Below are 14,819 nucleotides of genomic sequence, written 5' to 3'. Positions count from 1 at the left end.
AGCCTGGATCAATCAAATGATGACTTTAATTTGACGTTTATGCCGATACATTTTTTCATCTGCTTCAATTACTGCCATTCGTAAATTTTTACTTGGTTCACGTGCCGCAACACCTACAGCAGCATTAATTCCAGCACTTTGTAAGGACATTAAAAGCCGATTCACCAATTTCTGAGTATTTTCTAAAGTCGTTTCAATATTTAGAATGCCAAACTCATCTCCTCCTAAACGCGCGACTAAATCATTGGAGCGTACATTTTTCTTTAAGATTTGGGCCGTTTTTTGGATCATTTGGTCTCCAGTCGAATGACCAAATTTATCGTTTATAGCTTTTAAGTCATTTAAATCTATCATAATCACTGTGGTTGGATGTCCGTACGTTTTACATCGATCTTCCTCTAAATCCAAAAATGTATCCCAAGCACGACGATTAAAAACACCCGTTAAATGATCGGTTAATGAATCCATTTCAAGCTTTTCACTAACTCTTTTTTGTTCATTAATTTTAAGTTCATTTTGTAAAATTCGACTAAGTAATAAACTGAATAGCTCTAATAGATCACTATATTGTTCTATACTTTGAGGCTGTACTGATGGATCAATAGCACATAATGTGCCGAAAATAGAACCATCCTCATTGAATAACGGTTGCCCAATATAGGCGTTTATATCGACCAGTTTGTTGAAGCAGAAACCAAGGCAAAAAGCGAACCAAGTTGTAAAGTTGACCCTGATAGTTTCATAGATAAATATTAAATCAATTTGATTTATCTTGTTCATTATCTCGATTTTTAGGATATAAAACATCAAATTGAGCTTTTTTATAAGCCTCATAAGATGATTTGCTGATCATAATTGCAGACTCACGTCCTTGTCGGGTAATTTCTACAGGAAATCCTGCAATCGCTTGATCCATAAGTGTGGAAAGTTGTGCGCGTGCGTTTGAATAATTCCAACTTTTCATGTCGAATTCCTTGACTATTTTATTTACTGTATAAATCATAAATAAATCATATTTTATACTCAATTTATTTTTACTCATTTATTAATGATTTTTTGTAATGTGTAAATATTTGAAAATAATAATTATTTAGGAGGAGCGTTGAGTTTAAAAATACCAAATGCTTGTTAGCTTTATCCAAAACTATAAGAAAAATAACGAATGAAATTTATTAATATTTTAAAAATGTGTCTTTGAAAGTTGGCTAAACTTTATTGAAGTTGGTTAAAAGCCAGCAAATAAAAGATCCTAATGTAACCATTGCCGTACCTTGCCAAAAACTTATTGAAAGTTCTGTTTGTAAAATAAATATTGCAATTAAAGATGAAATAATAGGTGTGAAATAAGAGCCAGCAACTAGTAGTGTAATATTGCCATGTACTATACCTATATTCCAAGCGGCATAGCCTAACCCAACAGCAAAAGCAGCAGATATGATATAAATATAAGTTGATAGTTCAAATTCAGGGATAATGAGTTGCTGTGTTAAAACAAGTTTCACCCAAGAATAAAAAGCGTGTACGTGTGCATTACACGCCAAGATTGCAAACTGTCGTAAAGACCATTTGCATAAAGCAAGCACAAAACTTGTTAAGGAAAATGCACTCATTGTTGTTGGTGATCTAAGTGCTAAAAAGCTTGTAAAGACTAAAATGGCTAAGTCTGTTTTAGATACAGGATTCTCAGCATTAAAAACAATACTCAAGTATAAATGCGAGAACGCAGGGGTATTGTTTGAGGAAGTTAATAAAGCCTATACCACCCAAATTTGTTCGTGCTGTGGTGAGATCACTACAAGCAGTCCGAAAGGTAGAACAGGACTTGGAATAAGAGAATGGGGGTGTGTGAACTGCGGTACAGTTCACGATAGAGATAAGAACTCTGCTCTAAACATTCTTGCGCTTGGGCATAAGCGTCTAGCAGTAGGAATCACCTCCGTTTAGGGAGGTGAGGATATCAATCTTCTAGCAAACTTCTTAACATCCATGCAGTTTTTTCATGGACTTCCAGACGTTGCGTCAGTACATCAGCTGTAGGTTGGTCATTGGCTTCATCTACCACATCAAAAATACTGCGCGCAGTACGTGCCACAGATTCATGTGCCTGAACGAGCAATTGCACCATTTCATCGGCCTTTGGTACACCTTCGACTTCTTCAATTGAAGCCAGTTTGACAAATTCTTTATAGGTGCCAGGCGCAGGGAAGCCCAACGCCCGAATACGCTCGGCAATGACATCCAAAGCATTCCATTGTTCGGTATATTGCGTCATAAACATGATGTGCAAACTGTTGAACTGCGGGCCAGTCACGTTCCAGTGAAAGTTATGGGTCATTAAATACAGGGTATAACTGTCGGCCAGTAGTCGGGAAAGCCCCTCAACAATTTTGGCCCGATTTTTTTCAGAAATACCAATATCAATATTCATTGTTGATTTTTTCATTTTTGCCATGAGTCACTCCCAAAACTTCTATTTAGATTTAGATGAGATAAAGCCAGAAACTGATTTTAATGTAGCACATTTAGTGCAGCAAGAAGATGACGGATAGTAGTGATACTGTACAGGGCTCATCAGCATCATCCTGTATGTTGGGGCAATGAAGATGAAAGCGCAGGTGAATCGGACAGTTTGAAACAAGACGTGAAGATGTGGAGAGAATCAGATAAAAAAAGAGATAAAAGGAAAAGGTGTGATGAAATGGAGAATGGGGCGGTGCCCATTCTTCACCATTCTTTGATGCGCTTAATTTAATTTCTCATGTTGAATACTATTACGGTAGTACTGACAGCCTTTATAAAGCAGGAAGGTGCCAATTACACCCGCTACAGCATTGACAATTGAAATAGAGTTACCGACCATTAAGGTATTCTCGAAATAGTTGTCGGTAATTAACGCCACCGCCGTGGTTCCTACACCTAGGGCAATCAGGTTGGAAATCAGCAGGAATTTTGCTGAAACCTGTGCACGTAACTGATTTGGCGTTAGCATTTGAGTGGCTGCTGCAGAAGCTGGAATCGGGAAGGTCGAAAAGAACATTGCCACAAAAATTAGCGCAAAGGACAGATACATATTATCTACCTGGGTAAATAACACACTCGGGATAATTAAGGCTGCACAGCCCAAAGCACCAGCACGAATTGCTGCATCGCTATAACCGCGTTTTGAGAAAAAGTCGATGAGCCAGCCGCAGAATAATGCACCTGCTGTATTGGCTATCAGAATGATACTTCCCAACACATAACCTGTCTGGCTGGCATCTAAACCAAAATGGCGCATGTAATACGCTGGGGCCCAGCCTAAAAGTGAATACAGCATCATGGTATAGAAGGAAAAACCAATAAAATGACAGAAGAAGGTTTTCTTGTGCAGCCGGATAAAGGCAATTGAGTTTTTAAATGAAGCTTTGATAACCTGACCATCTTGCCCCACTTTTACACCTTTACGTGCTGGTTCACGTACGGTCAGAATCATCAGCAATGCCAGTAACACGCCAGGTAAGCCAACAATCATAAAGGTCAGCTGCCAGGTTTTAACTTCACCAATAACGGGTAAAGCCACAAAACTGACATCTTTAAGCAGGCCAATCACGTAGCCGCCAATTAAGAAGGCCAGACCCGAACCAATAAAGGCGCCAATAGCATAAACGCCCAGAGCACGACCGAGTTTCTCTTTAGGGAACAGATCGGCCACAATCGAATAGAACGCTGGTGACAGCGCCGCTTCACCTGCACCCACACTTAAGCGTGCCAGGAACATTTGAATAAAGTTCTTGCTTAAACCACAGGCTGCTGTCGCCAGACTCCAGAAGGCAATACCCACTGAAATAATTTTAATCCGTGATTTTTTGTCAGCCAGTGCCGCAATAGGTACACCCATAAAGGCATAGAACAGGGAAAAGGCCAGCCCCTGAAGCAAACTAAATTGTGTATCGCTGAGCATTAAGTCAGCTTTAATCGGCTCAATCATTAAAGACAGAATCTGCCGGTCTACGAAGGACAGAATATAGGCCACCATACAAATGATGACCACGTACCATTGATAGGCACTACGATTGTCATCTGCGTGAGGCGTGGCTGGTGTTTCTACGGGATGAGGGGCTTCAAACTGTTTGGTTTCCGGTTGAATATTCCTTTCAACCACATCTATCTCTAGTGTTTTATCATTCATTATGCAACTTCCTGTGCTGAACGTATAAGATAATATGATACTTATTAATTAGTGTTATTTTTATTTTGTATCGTCTTTCGTCAATGTATTCCTTTCTTGAAAGATGGTCAATCTATTCTGAATAAAAAGATACATATTTTTTTATTATTAATAAAAAAGGAATCACAAGCGATTCCTTTTGAGTTTTGAGAATTAAGTCGGATTGATCTTTAAGCTTCGCCGCGTTCTACCAGGGTCAGAATATCGTAAGTTGCGACCAGTTCATTACGCTGATTTTTCACCTTAATATCCCAAACCACAACACCGTGTGGCTTCTGGCTCGGATCACGCTGCAGTTTAGGCGTTTTCTGTTTGCAGGTCAGTTCTACCTGAATGGTGTCACCAATTTTAACCGGTTCGACAAAACGTAAATTGTCCATGCCATAGTTGGCAATCACCGGTCCTGGCGCCGCATCAACAAACAGGCCAGCTGCCGCAGAGACAATGAAATAGCCATGCGCGACACGTTCTTCGAACAGCGATTCAGCAGCGGCAATTTTGTCCATGTGGGCATAGAAATAGTCACCGCTCAGGCAGGCGAAATTCACTAAATCCGCTTCTGTTACGGTGCGGCGTGCAGTTAACAGACGCTCACCGATACGTAATTCATCAAACGATTTTTTAAATGGATGAACCCGATCTTCAAACACCTGTGCTCCAGCGGTCCAGCTGTGTCCAATCTGGGTCATGGCATTTGGAGAACCCTGAATGGCAGTACGTTGCATATAGTGTTTGACTGCGCGTAAGCCCCCCAGTTCTTCACCACCACCTGCACGACCCGGGCCACCATGTACCAGATGTGGCAGCGGGGAACCATGACCGGTACTTTCTTTGGCACTTTCTTCATCCAGCACATGAACACGGCCATGCCATGGTGCAATTTTGGCAATCAGCTGTTCAATGTTCTGGTTGCAGTCACGCACCACAGATGCCACCAGGCTGCCTTCGCCACGTGCGACCAGACCCGCCAGTTGCGGTAAATTGTCATAGGGCATTAAGGTCACAACCGGACCAAAGGCTTCAATCTGATGCAGACTGTTGGCCTGTTCAGGCTGTTCACAGCGCAGTACTGTCGGTGGATAGAATGCTCCCTGTTCAGGATGTTCAGCCTGGATGGCAAAGTCCTGACGCAGATGGCTACCAAAGACAATGCTTGCTTCCTGACTCAATTGTTCTACTTTGGCAGCAACATCGTGTTTTTGTTTGACGCTGGCCAATGCACCCATAGTGACATTTTCCAGCTCCGGATTACCCAATACCACTTTTTGCAATTTGGCAATCAGACGTTCCTGAACTGTGTCCAGTAATTCGCGCGGTACAAAGGCGCGGCGAATTGCAGTACATTTCTGTCCGGCCTTGGTGGTCATTTCACGGAAAACTTCACGCACGAACAGGTCAATTGCGGTATCGCTGGCTTGTTCGGTGAGGATGGCACTGTTGACCGAATCGGCTTCCATGCTGAATGGAATCGAGTATTGATTCAGATGTGGATGCGCACGCAGCTTTTGACCGGTTGAGGCCGAACCGGTAAAGGTTACCGTGTCTTGTGGGTTTAAATGATCAAATAAATCATAAGTTTGACCACAGATCAGCTGCAAGGCGCCTTCAGGTAAATAACCGCTGGCATGAATGGCTTTTACCACCGCATGCGTTAGCTCGGCACCTTCGGTCGCGGGTTTGACAATACAGGGCACACCGGCCAACAACGTTGGCGCGATTTTTTCCAGCATGCCCCAGATCGGGAAGTTAAATGCATTAATATGCACAGCCACACCGGCTTTCGGGCTTAATACGTGTTTGGCACCAAAGCTGCCATGCTTGGATAGTGGAATCCAGCTGTCTTCGACCCAGGCCGTTTCATCACTGAGTTCACGACGCACCAGACTTGAATAGGCAAACAGGGTACCAATACCCCCTTCAACATCAATCCAGGCATCTTTACGGGTACAGCCTGTGGCTTGGGCCAGGGTATAAAATTCTTCTTTACGTTCCAGCAGATATTGTGCCACCTGTTTTAAGGCATTGGCACGCTGATGAAAAGTCCATGAGGCAATCACGGAACCTTGCTGTTTGGCATAGTTCAATACGGCTTGAGTGTCGATACCAAAGCTACTGACCTGATAAATCGGCTTGCCAGAAATCGCATGATAGACCGTACGAAAATCTTGCTGGGCAATAAACTCCTGGCCACAAATCAGAGAGCCTAAGGTTTTTAAGGCCGGGCTAGAGGTTGAATAATCAGTCGCTTGCGATTCCGTCTGCGCTGTCTGGGTGTCTAACTCAAGCATGATAAAACTCCTTTTATGATACGTTTTGAGTAATATTTTAATTTTGATGTTTCATAATTTCTGATTTTAAGGCGGTTTTGTCAATCATATTTGCAATTAAATTTTGCAATAAAAAAATTTTTTAAAAATAAAAATATTGAAAAACAGTGGGTTGTTCTATTTTTAATGAATATTCTATTTGATACTTAAAAAAAATATTGATTTTTAATGTGTATCGTTTTAATTTGAGTGTCAGAACACTTGGGATAAGTGAGGATAAAATGACAAATCAACTAGACAGCTTTGAGCAGGCAATTGAAAAGGACATTTCAATTGAACCCAAAAACTGGATGCCAGAGGCTTACCGTAAAACTCTTATTCGTCAGATTGGCCAGCATGCACACTCAGAAGTGGTGGGCATGTTGCCGGAAGGCAACTGGATTACCCGCGCACCCAGCTTAAAACGTAAAGCGGTGCTCCTGGCCAAAGTCCAGGATGAGGCCGGTCATGCACTGTATTTGTACAGCGCGGCAGAAACCCTTGGGGCTGACCGTGATGACATGATGGATAAGCTGATTGCCGGTCGTATGAAATATTCATCTATCTTTAACTATCCAACCCTGAGCTGGGCAGATGTTGCTGCAATTGGCTGGTTGGTAGATGGTGCAGCCATTGTCAATCAGGTGGCGCTATGCCGTACCTCATATGGTCCTTATGCACGTGCCATGGTACGGATCTGTAAAGAAGAAAGTTTCCATCAGCGTCAGGGCTTTGAAGCGATGATGCAACTGGCCAACGGTACTGAAGAGCAAAAACAGTTGGCACAGGATGCAGTCAACCGTTTCTGGTGGCCAGCCTTGATGATGTTTGGTCCAAGTGATGATAATTCACCGAACAGTGCGCAAAGCATGGCTTGGAAAATCAAACGTTTCAGTAATGATGAACTGCGTCAGAAGTTTGTCGATAACACTGTGCCGCAAGTCTTGCAGTTAGGTCTGACCGTTCCAGATGCAGATTTACGCTTTAACCAGGAAACCGGTCACTATGAATTTGGTGAAATTAACTGGACTGAGTTCTTTGATGTGATTGCCGGTAAAGGCCCATGTAACCACGAACGCATTGAAGCACGCCGTAAAGCCTGGGAAGGCGGCAAATGGGTGCGCGACAGTGCCGCGGTTTATGCCCAAAAACAGAATACTCAGCAACAGCAACAAAAAGTTGCTTAAGCACGCCCCATATGGAAATGAATAAGGAATACGCTCATGGACAATAAAAATCACTGGTCTTTATATGAAGTATTTGTACGTAGCAAACAGGGTTTAAGCCACCGTCATGTCGGCAGCCTGCGCGCTTCTGATGATGAGGTTGCACTTCAAAATGCACGCGATGTATATACCCGTCGTAATGAAGGCATCAGCATCTGGGTGGTGAAATCAGAATTGATTACCTCATCTCAACCCGATGAAAAGCCAGAATTTTTTGACCCGTCATTGGACAAGGTTTACCGTCACCCGACGTTTTACAACATTCCAGATGGCATTGAGCACATGTAAGGAGCAGTACAATGAGTCAATCTGTATTAGCGCAATTTCTCTTGCATGTGGGCGACAGCCAGCTGATTTTATCGCACCGTTTGGCTGAATGGTGTGGCCATGCCCCGGAACTGGAACTGGATATTGCTTTGGCCAATATCGGTCTGGACCTGTTGGGTCAGGCGCGTACCGCTTTAAGTCTGGCCGGTGAAGTTGAAGGTCTTGGTCGTGATGAAGATAAACTGGCCTATTTCCGCACCGAGCGTGAATATCGCAACCTGTTGTTATGTGAACAGCCGAATGGCGATTTTGCCCAGACTATCGTCCGCCAATGGTTGATGGATGTATATCACCTGGAATTATTCAGCGCATTAACCCGCAGCCAGCATAAAGATGTGACGGCTTTTGCGGTGAAATCTTTAAAAGAAGTGAAATATCACCTGCGTTTTTCCACCACCTGGATGGAGCGTCTGAGTCTGGGTACTGCTGAAGCACATGAGAAAACCCAGCAGGGCTTGAACCAGTTATGGCGTTTTACCCAAGAGCTGTTTGAACTCACCGCAGATGAACAGCAACTGGTTGGGCAGGGTATTCTGCCTGCATTTGAACCTCTAAAAGCTGCGTGGAGCACACAGGTTCAGGCCGAGTTACAGCGTTTTGGTCTAAGTCTGCCAGAAACCGGTGCTTATCGTAGTGGTGCCAAACAGGGACTGCATACGGAACACCTGGGCTTTATTTTAGCCGAATTGCAGTATATGCAACGTTCTTATCCAAATATGGCTTGGTAATTCAGCTTAATCACAGGGAGTGAGTCGCATGAATTTAATTCGACATTGTCTAGATGAATGCTGGGAGGTATTGGCGCAGGTATCTGATCCGGAAATTCCAGTGCTGTCGGTACTGGATCTGGGTATGATTCGCGGCGTTGAGTTGAACCGGCAGGATGAAATTGTGGTGCGTCTCACCCCAACCTATAGCGGCTGTCCGGCAACAGATTTACTCAAAGACGAAATTACGACTGCATTTGCTGCCAAAGGTTTAACGCCGGTACAGGTGGTGGTGGATTTATCCGAAGCCTGGACCACCGACTGGATGAGCGAAAGCGGCAAGCAGAAACTTGAACAATATGGTATTGCACCGCCACAAGGACAGTCACACCAGTGTGGTACCCATGTGGCACTCAGCGACGGGATTCGTTGCCCGCATTGCCAAAGCCAACAGACCAAATTATTAAGCGAATTTAGTTCCACAGCCTGCAAAGCCTTATACAAGTGTCAGGACTGTCTCGAACCGTTCGACTATTTCAAATGTATATAAGCATGACAAGAAGCGTCGGCATGCAAGAGGGATTTTCACATGAGCCAATTTGTACCTTTAACCATTAAATCAATCCAGCCACAGACTGAACAGGCAATTTGTATTGCCTTTGAGCTTGCGCCAGAACAAGAAGCACTTTTTCAGTATCAGCCAGGTCAGCATCTGACCATTCGTCATTTGACCGAACAGGGTGAAATCCGCCGTTGTTATTCAATTTGCAGCGATACAGCTGAGGACATGAGTATTGCCATCAAGAAAATTGATCAGGGACAATTTTCAACTTGGGCCAACGATCATTTAAAAGCCGGTGATGTGCTGGAAGTGATGCCACCACAAGGCGTATTTTTCCAGAAAGCTGCCAAAACAGGTGGTCAAAACTATCTGGGCTTTGCTGCCGGTAGTGGGATTACTCCAATTTTATCTATTGTGAAGTCGGTATTGAACCGTCAATCTGGCGCAAGTTTTACCTTGGTTTATGGTAACCGTTCCTGGAAACAGACCATGTTCGCTGAGCAGATCATGGACTTAAAAGACCGTTTTAAAGAGCGTTTGCAGCTGGTGAATATTTTCTCGCGCGAGTTTAATGACAGTCCGTTATTCAATGGCCGGATTGATGCAGACAAACTGCAACAACTGTTCCAGGGCGGTCTGATTAATCGCCAGTTTGATCACTGTTTTGCCTGCGGTCCAGATGAAATGATGGAAGCGGTAGAAACTGTGTTGCCAGAACTGGGCATCGAGCGCAGCAAAATTCACACTGAACGTTTTAATACTGGTTCTGCACCAAAAGCCAGTGCAGCACAAATTGCCAGCCGCAGCGAAGAGAAGGTCAATATTATTCTTGATGGCCGTGAACTGATTGTTGAAGTGTCGAAACAGGATGACAGTATTTTAGATGCCGCGTTACGTGCAGGTGCGGACTTGCCTTATGCCTGTAAAGGCGGGGTGTGTGCGACCTGTAAATGTAAGGTGCTTGAAGGTCAGGTGGAAATGGCCATCAACTACAGCTTAGAAGAAGATGAAATTGCCCAAGGTTATGTACTGAGCTGTCAGGCGCGTCCGACCAGTGACAATGTCCGTTTAAGTTTTGATGAATAAAAAAACTGGATCAGGGAGTCATCAGCAATGCATTATTTAAAAAGTCGCAGCGCTGCACCGGGCGTGGTCCTCATTGAGCTAAACCGGCCGGAAAAACGTAATGCACTCAATAACGCCACCTTAAACGAGCTGGCCGGGCATTTGAAACAGCTGGATGCCGATACTGCAGTGAAAGCTGTGGTGATTACCGGAAATAGCCAGTGTTTTGCTGCCGGCGCAGATTTAAATGAACTGGCTCAGCTGGATGTTGTCAGTATCCAGCAGGATCAGCGTCCATTGCTGTGGAAAGGCATTGATGAATTTTCCAAGCCACTGATTATGGCCGTTAACGGTTATGCACTTGGCGCCGGATTTGAGCTGGCGCTGCATGGCGACATGATTATTACTGGTGAAAATGCCCAGTTCGCCCTTCCTGAAATTGGTCTGGGCATGTTGCCGGGCGCAGGCGGTACTCAGCGTCTGGCGCGTTTGGTCGGTCAGCAACTGACCATGCGCTGGGCAATGACCGGTGAAATGATCTCTGCCAGCAAAGCGGTGCAACACGGCATTAGCAGCCAGACCTGTCCAACCGATTTAACCGTGCAATATGCACTGGAACTGGCAAGCATAATTGCCGCGCAGGCGCCGCTGGCCATTCGTGCTATCAAACAGTCCTTAAAGTCGATTCATGAAGTGACCCTCAGTCAGGGGTTGAAACTGGAACGTCAGCATTTTGTCTGGCTGGCAGCGACTCAGGACCGTCAGGAAGGCATTCAGGCATTTTTAGATAAAAGAAAACCGGAATTTAGAGGTATGTAATGGATTACCAAACAATTATTGTTGAAGAAAAAAATGCAGTGGGCTATTTGACTTTTAACCGTCCAAAACAGCTCAACAGTTTTAATGAAACCATGCATCAGGAAGTGTCCAGCGTCATGAAAGCCTGGGCCAAAGATGCCCAGATTCGTGCCGTCGTCATTTCGGCAGAAGGCCGTGGTTTCTGCGCCGGGCAGGATTTAAATGACCGCGTGGTAGACCCGAATGCCGATGCACCAGATTTGGGTGTATCGATTGAAAAATATTATAACCCCTTAATTAAACTGATCACCGAAATGCCAAAACCGGTGCTTTGTGCGGTGAATGGTGTCGCGGCCGGAGCAGGTGCCAATATTGCGCTGGCTTGTGATCTGGTGATCGCGGCAAAATCGGCCTCTTTTATTCAAGCCTTTTGCCGTTTAGGCCTGGTACCCGATTCGGGCGGTACCTGGTTTCTGCCACGTCTGGTCGGCCGTGCACAGGCCATGGGTCTGGCGATGCTGGGAGATAAAGTTCCTGCTGAACAGGCTTTACAGCTGGGCATGATCTGGCAGGTGGTGGAAGATGATCAGCTGAAAGCCGAAGCCGAAAAAATGGCCGAACATCTGGCTAAGCAACCGACCTATGGTCTGTCTCTGATTAAAAAAGCCATTCATGCCGCAGCGCAAAACAATCTGGATGAGCAGCTGGTATTAGAGCGTGATTTACAGCGTCTGGCTGGCCGTTCAAGTGACTATAAAGAAGGCGTACAGGCCTTTATGCAAAAACGTACACCGCAATATACAGGATGCTAAGTATGCAACAACTCTGTTTACAGCAAGCCCGTGTGGCGGTGATTGGCGCCGGAACCATGGGCATAGGCATCGCGCAGCTTGCAGCGATGCATGGCCATCCAACTCAACTGTTTGATATGGATGTGCAAAAGTCACAGGCGGCTTTAGATCAATTAAAAGTACAACTGCAAAAACGGGTGGCTGCGGGCAAAATGACCGGGCAACTGTTGGAGCAAACCTTTGCCAATTTAAGCATTGCCACAGATATTCAGGCATTGGCTTCTGCACAATTGGTGGTCGAAGCTATTGTGGAGAAAAAAGAAGTCAAACAGGCCCTGTTCCAGCAACTGGCAGAACTGTGCCCGCCAGACACCATTTTTGCCTCGAATACCTCTTCTATTTCGATTACCGCAATTGCCGCCGCAATTCCACATCCAGAGCGGGTGGTGGGGCTGCACTTTTTTAATCCGGCACCGGTGATGAAACTGGTTGAAATTATCCGGGGGCTGAAGACATCGGCGACAATTGCACAGGCTTTATTCAGTCTGATGAAGGCTTGGAACAAAGTGCCAGTGACAGCCAAGTCAACTCCGGGTTTCATTGTCAACCGTGTGGCGCGTCCTTATTATGCGGAAGCCTTTCGTGCCCTGCAGGAAAATGTCACCTCACCGGAACAGCTGGATTTCATCCTGCGTGAGTGTGGCCGTTTTGCCATGGGACCATGTGAACTCACCGATCTGATTGGGCAGGACATCAACTTTTCTGTGACCCAAAGTGTTTACCGGGAATTTTTTGATGAGCCGCGTTATCGTCCGTCACTGATTCAAAAAGAACTGGTCGATGCCGGCTGTTTTGGCCGTAAAAGCGGGCAGGGTTTTTATGACTATAGCCAGGCTGAGCGTCAACCGGCTTATCAGTTGCCTGAGCATGTCGCAGTTTCAGGTACTGAACTGGCAATTCAGGTGAATGGTCGCTGGTCACATTCGGCAGGTTTACTGACGCGTATTCAGGCCAGTACCAAGCTGACTGTGCAGTATGATGTTCAGGAACCGAACGCAATCATTATTGGTGATGTGCGTGTCTGTATGAGCCTGGGTGAGTCGGTTGAACTGGACTATGTCACAGACAAAGTGGTGTTAATGGACTGGCATGCCGATTGGGCACAGGCCAAGGCATTGCCTGTGGTGGCATCCCCCGCATGTAGCGAAGCAGATCGCGCGCTGGTTGCCGCATTTTTTGCCGCAATTGATATGATACCAATCTGGACGAAGGATCATCCAGGTCTGTATGTTTTACGCACCATTTCAATGCTGGTCAATGAAGCCTGTGAAGCAGTGCTGCATGATATTTCAACAGAACAAGATATTGATTTGGCGATGAAATATGGCGTGAATTATCCGCAAGGTCCATTTCAGTGGGCAGACAAAATTGGATATAACACTATTTTACAAATTTTGAAAAATATGTATCGTATTTATGGTGAAGAACGCTACCATTGTAGTGTATATTTAAGCAAGAAGGCGGCCCAGGAACAGGCGCAGCCACAGCAAGAATTAGAATTTCGCCAAGCAGGCTAAGGAACCACAGGACGATGGAACAGGTATTTATTTGCGATGGAATTCGCACCCCAATTGGCCGTTATGCCGGCGTGCTCAGCAGCATCCGTGCCGATGACCTTGCTGCTTTACCAATTCAGTATTTAAAAAACCAGCATCCGGAGTTGCCTTGGCATGAACTGGACGAGGTGATTTTAGGCTGTGCCAATCAGGCCGGTGAAGATAACCGCAATGTGGCACGTATGGCGAGCTTGCTGGCGGGCTTACCTGACAATGTTTCAGCCATCACACTGAACCGTTTATGTGCGTCGGGACTGGATGCCATTGCCACAGCTGCACGTGCGATTAAAGCCGGTGAAGCCAGGTTTGTTCTGGCCGGCGGTGTTGAATCCATGAGCCGCGCGCCTTTTGTGCAGTCCAAACCTGAAACTGCTTTTAGCCGCACACCGCAAATTTTTGATACCACCATTGGCTGGCGTTTTATCAATCCAAAATTTAAAGTGCAGTTTGGTGTCGACAGCATGCCGGAAACTGCGGAAAACGTCGCGGAAAAGTACCAGATTAACCGTGCCGATCAGGATCTGTTTGCCTATCGCAGCCAGCAAAAAACCGCAGTCGCTCAGCAAAACGGGATTTTTGCTGAAGAAATCATGCCGGTTGAAATCCAGGACCGTAAAAAGAACAGCATCAGCATTCAGGTCGATGAACATCCTCGTGCGGATACCACACTGGAAGCCTTGAATAGTTTAAAAACCCCATTTCGTAAGGAAGGCGGTTCGGTCACTGCAGGCAATGCTTCTGGTGTCAATGATGGTGCAGCCTGTGTCATGCTGGCCAATCAGACTTTTGTTACGCAGCATCAGCTTAAACCACAGGCCAAAGTTGTGGCATCGGCCAGTGCCGGTGTTGAAGCAAAATATATGGGCATTGGCCCGGTTCCTGCGGTACGAAAGGTACTGGCCTTAAGTGGTCTGACCCTGGACCAGATGGATGTGATTGAACTGAATGAAGCTTTTGCTGCACAGGCACTGGCGGTGACACGTGAGCTTGGTCTTCAAGATGATGATCCACGCGTGAACCCGAATGGCGGTGCGATTGCCCTAGGTCATCCTTTGGGCATGAGCGGTACCCGTTTAGTGCTTACTGCAATGAAAGAATTAAAACGTCGGAATGGAAAATATGCACTCTGCACCATGTGTGTAGGGGTAGGCCAGGGCGTGGCCATGATTATCGAAAATGTGGAATAGGAAGTAGTCCGATTAAAAACATACTCA

At 45.5% G+C, this 14,819-nt stretch carries 14 protein-coding genes and 2 pseudogenes; 10 read left to right on the top strand and 6 right to left on the bottom strand.

The window, feature by feature from the left end; all coding sequences use genetic code 11:
- Nucleotides 1-12: 12 nt before the first annotated feature.
- From FTT91_RS10580 to FTT91_RS10570, 3 genes and pseudogenes are all read right to left on the bottom strand, one after another.
- Nucleotides 13-780 carry a diguanylate cyclase gene (locus FTT91_RS10580; protein ID WP_257229592.1) on the bottom strand — a complete coding sequence of 256 codons (768 nt, stop codon included), beginning with the start codon at nt 778-780 and terminating at the stop codon, nt 13-15.
- Nucleotides 758-964 (bottom strand): type II toxin-antitoxin system Phd/YefM family antitoxin, encoded by a 207-nt coding sequence (locus tag FTT91_RS10575; RefSeq protein ID WP_180169385.1) that lies wholly within the window; start codon nt 962-964, stop codon nt 758-760. The genes FTT91_RS10580 and FTT91_RS10575 overlap by 23 nt, the downstream gene beginning before the upstream one ends.
- A gap of 241 nt (nt 965-1,205) precedes the next feature.
- A pseudogene (locus tag FTT91_RS10570) lies at nt 1,206-1,505 on the bottom strand (EamA family transporter); the annotation flags it as partial.
- On the opposite strand from FTT91_RS10570, the pseudogene FTT91_RS10565 reads away from it, so the two are divergent.
- Nucleotides 1,505-1,944, top strand: a pseudogene (locus tag FTT91_RS10565) (RNA-guided endonuclease InsQ/TnpB family protein); the annotation flags it as partial. The pseudogenes FTT91_RS10570 and FTT91_RS10565 sit on opposite strands and share 1 nt — an antisense overlap.
- A 13-nt stretch (nt 1,945-1,957) precedes the next feature.
- Here the strand turns inward: FTT91_RS10565 and FTT91_RS10560 are convergent.
- The 3 genes from FTT91_RS10560 to paaZ form a co-directional block, all read right to left on the bottom strand.
- Complete coding sequence (locus FTT91_RS10560; RefSeq protein ID WP_180169383.1) at nt 1,958-2,452, bottom strand: Dps family protein; 495 nt, start codon at nt 2,450-2,452, stop codon at nt 1,958-1,960.
- 291 nt (nt 2,453-2,743) lie between these two features.
- A complete protein-coding gene (locus FTT91_RS10555) occupies nt 2,744-4,171 on the bottom strand; it encodes an MFS transporter (RefSeq protein ID WP_180169389.1) in 1,428 nt (475 codons plus the stop codon).
- Between the two features lie 206 nt (nt 4,172-4,377).
- The gene (gene paaZ / locus FTT91_RS10550) at nt 4,378-6,495 is read right to left on the bottom strand and encodes a phenylacetic acid degradation bifunctional protein PaaZ (protein ID WP_180169382.1); all 2,118 of its coding nucleotides are present in this window, start codon (nt 6,493-6,495) and stop codon (nt 4,378-4,380) included.
- 260 nt (nt 6,496-6,755) lie between these two features.
- Here paaZ and paaA point away from each other — a divergent pair, with 260 nt between their 5' ends.
- The 9 genes from paaA to pcaF are packed head-to-tail and all read left to right on the top strand — an operon-like array spanning nt 6,756 to nt 14,792.
- On the top strand, nt 6,756-7,700 hold the full coding sequence (gene paaA, locus FTT91_RS10545) for a 1,2-phenylacetyl-CoA epoxidase subunit PaaA (protein WP_180169381.1): 945 nt from the start codon (nt 6,756-6,758) through the stop codon (nt 7,698-7,700).
- A gap of 36 nt (nt 7,701-7,736) precedes the next feature.
- The gene (paaB, locus tag FTT91_RS10540; RefSeq protein ID WP_180169380.1) at nt 7,737-8,027 is read left to right on the top strand and encodes a 1,2-phenylacetyl-CoA epoxidase subunit PaaB; all 291 of its coding nucleotides are present in this window, start codon (nt 7,737-7,739) and stop codon (nt 8,025-8,027) included.
- Nucleotides 8,028-8,038: 11 nt separating this feature from the next.
- A complete protein-coding gene (paaC, locus tag FTT91_RS10535) occupies nt 8,039-8,794 on the top strand; it encodes a 1,2-phenylacetyl-CoA epoxidase subunit PaaC (protein WP_180169379.1) in 756 nt (251 codons plus the stop codon).
- Between the two features lie 28 nt (nt 8,795-8,822).
- Nucleotides 8,823-9,323, top strand: coding sequence for a 1,2-phenylacetyl-CoA epoxidase subunit PaaD (gene paaD / locus FTT91_RS10530; protein ID WP_180169378.1), 501 nt, complete (start codon nt 8,823-8,825; stop codon nt 9,321-9,323).
- A gap of 39 nt (nt 9,324-9,362) precedes the next feature.
- On the top strand, nt 9,363-10,421 hold the full coding sequence (paaE, locus tag FTT91_RS10525; protein ID WP_180169377.1) for a 1,2-phenylacetyl-CoA epoxidase subunit PaaE: 1,059 nt from the start codon (nt 9,363-9,365) through the stop codon (nt 10,419-10,421).
- A gap of 27 nt (nt 10,422-10,448) precedes the next feature.
- Complete coding sequence (locus FTT91_RS10520; RefSeq protein WP_180169376.1) at nt 10,449-11,219, top strand: enoyl-CoA hydratase-related protein; 771 nt, start codon at nt 10,449-10,451, stop codon at nt 11,217-11,219.
- Nucleotides 11,219-12,010 carry a 2-(1,2-epoxy-1,2-dihydrophenyl)acetyl-CoA isomerase PaaG gene (gene paaG, locus FTT91_RS10515; RefSeq protein WP_180169375.1) on the top strand — a complete coding sequence of 264 codons (792 nt, stop codon included), beginning with the start codon at nt 11,219-11,221 and terminating at the stop codon, nt 12,008-12,010. The genes FTT91_RS10520 and paaG overlap by 1 nt, the downstream gene beginning before the upstream one ends.
- Nucleotides 12,011-12,012: 2 nt before the next feature.
- Entirely contained in the window at nt 12,013-13,566 is a 1,554-nt protein-coding gene (locus tag FTT91_RS10510) for a 3-hydroxyacyl-CoA dehydrogenase (protein ID WP_180169374.1), read from the top strand.
- Nucleotides 13,567-13,580: 14 nt separating this feature from the next.
- Complete coding sequence (gene pcaF, locus FTT91_RS10505; protein WP_180169373.1) at nt 13,581-14,792, top strand: 3-oxoadipyl-CoA thiolase; 1,212 nt, start codon at nt 13,581-13,583, stop codon at nt 14,790-14,792.
- Nucleotides 14,793-14,819: the final 27 nt, after the last annotated feature.

It is taken from the genome of Acinetobacter sp. YH12021 (assembly GCF_013420145.1).
Lineage (GTDB): Bacteria > Pseudomonadota > Gammaproteobacteria > Pseudomonadales > Moraxellaceae > Acinetobacter > Acinetobacter towneri.
This window is presented reverse-complemented; position numbering and strand designations above follow the sequence as displayed.

Excerpts from the sequence above, each read along its gene's own strand:
- FTT91_RS10580 (WP_257229592.1), bottom strand. The coding sequence starts at position 780 with ATGAACAAGATAAATCAAATTGATTTAATATTTATCTATGAAACTATC.
- FTT91_RS10575 (WP_180169385.1), bottom strand. The coding sequence starts at position 964 with ATGAAAAGTTGGAATTATTCAAACGCACGCGCACAACTTTCCACACTT.
- FTT91_RS10560 (WP_180169383.1), bottom strand. The coding sequence starts at position 2,452 with ATGGCAAAAATGAAAAAATCAACAATGAATATTGATATTGGTATTTCT.
- paaZ (WP_180169382.1), bottom strand. The coding sequence starts at position 6,495 with ATGCTTGAGTTAGACACCCAGACAGCGCAGACGGAATCGCAAGCGACT.
- paaA (WP_180169381.1), top strand. The coding sequence starts at position 6,756 with ATGACAAATCAACTAGACAGCTTTGAGCAGGCAATTGAAAAGGACATT.
- paaB (WP_180169380.1), top strand. The coding sequence starts at position 7,737 with ATGGACAATAAAAATCACTGGTCTTTATATGAAGTATTTGTACGTAGC.
- paaC (WP_180169379.1), top strand. The coding sequence starts at position 8,039 with ATGAGTCAATCTGTATTAGCGCAATTTCTCTTGCATGTGGGCGACAGC.
- paaD (WP_180169378.1), top strand. The coding sequence starts at position 8,823 with ATGAATTTAATTCGACATTGTCTAGATGAATGCTGGGAGGTATTGGCG.
- paaE (WP_180169377.1), top strand. The coding sequence starts at position 9,363 with ATGAGCCAATTTGTACCTTTAACCATTAAATCAATCCAGCCACAGACT.
- FTT91_RS10520 (WP_180169376.1), top strand. The coding sequence starts at position 10,449 with ATGCATTATTTAAAAAGTCGCAGCGCTGCACCGGGCGTGGTCCTCATT.
- paaG (WP_180169375.1), top strand. The coding sequence starts at position 11,219 with ATGGATTACCAAACAATTATTGTTGAAGAAAAAAATGCAGTGGGCTAT.
- FTT91_RS10510 (WP_180169374.1), top strand. The coding sequence starts at position 12,013 with ATGCAACAACTCTGTTTACAGCAAGCCCGTGTGGCGGTGATTGGCGCC.
- pcaF (WP_180169373.1), top strand. The coding sequence starts at position 13,581 with ATGGAACAGGTATTTATTTGCGATGGAATTCGCACCCCAATTGGCCGT.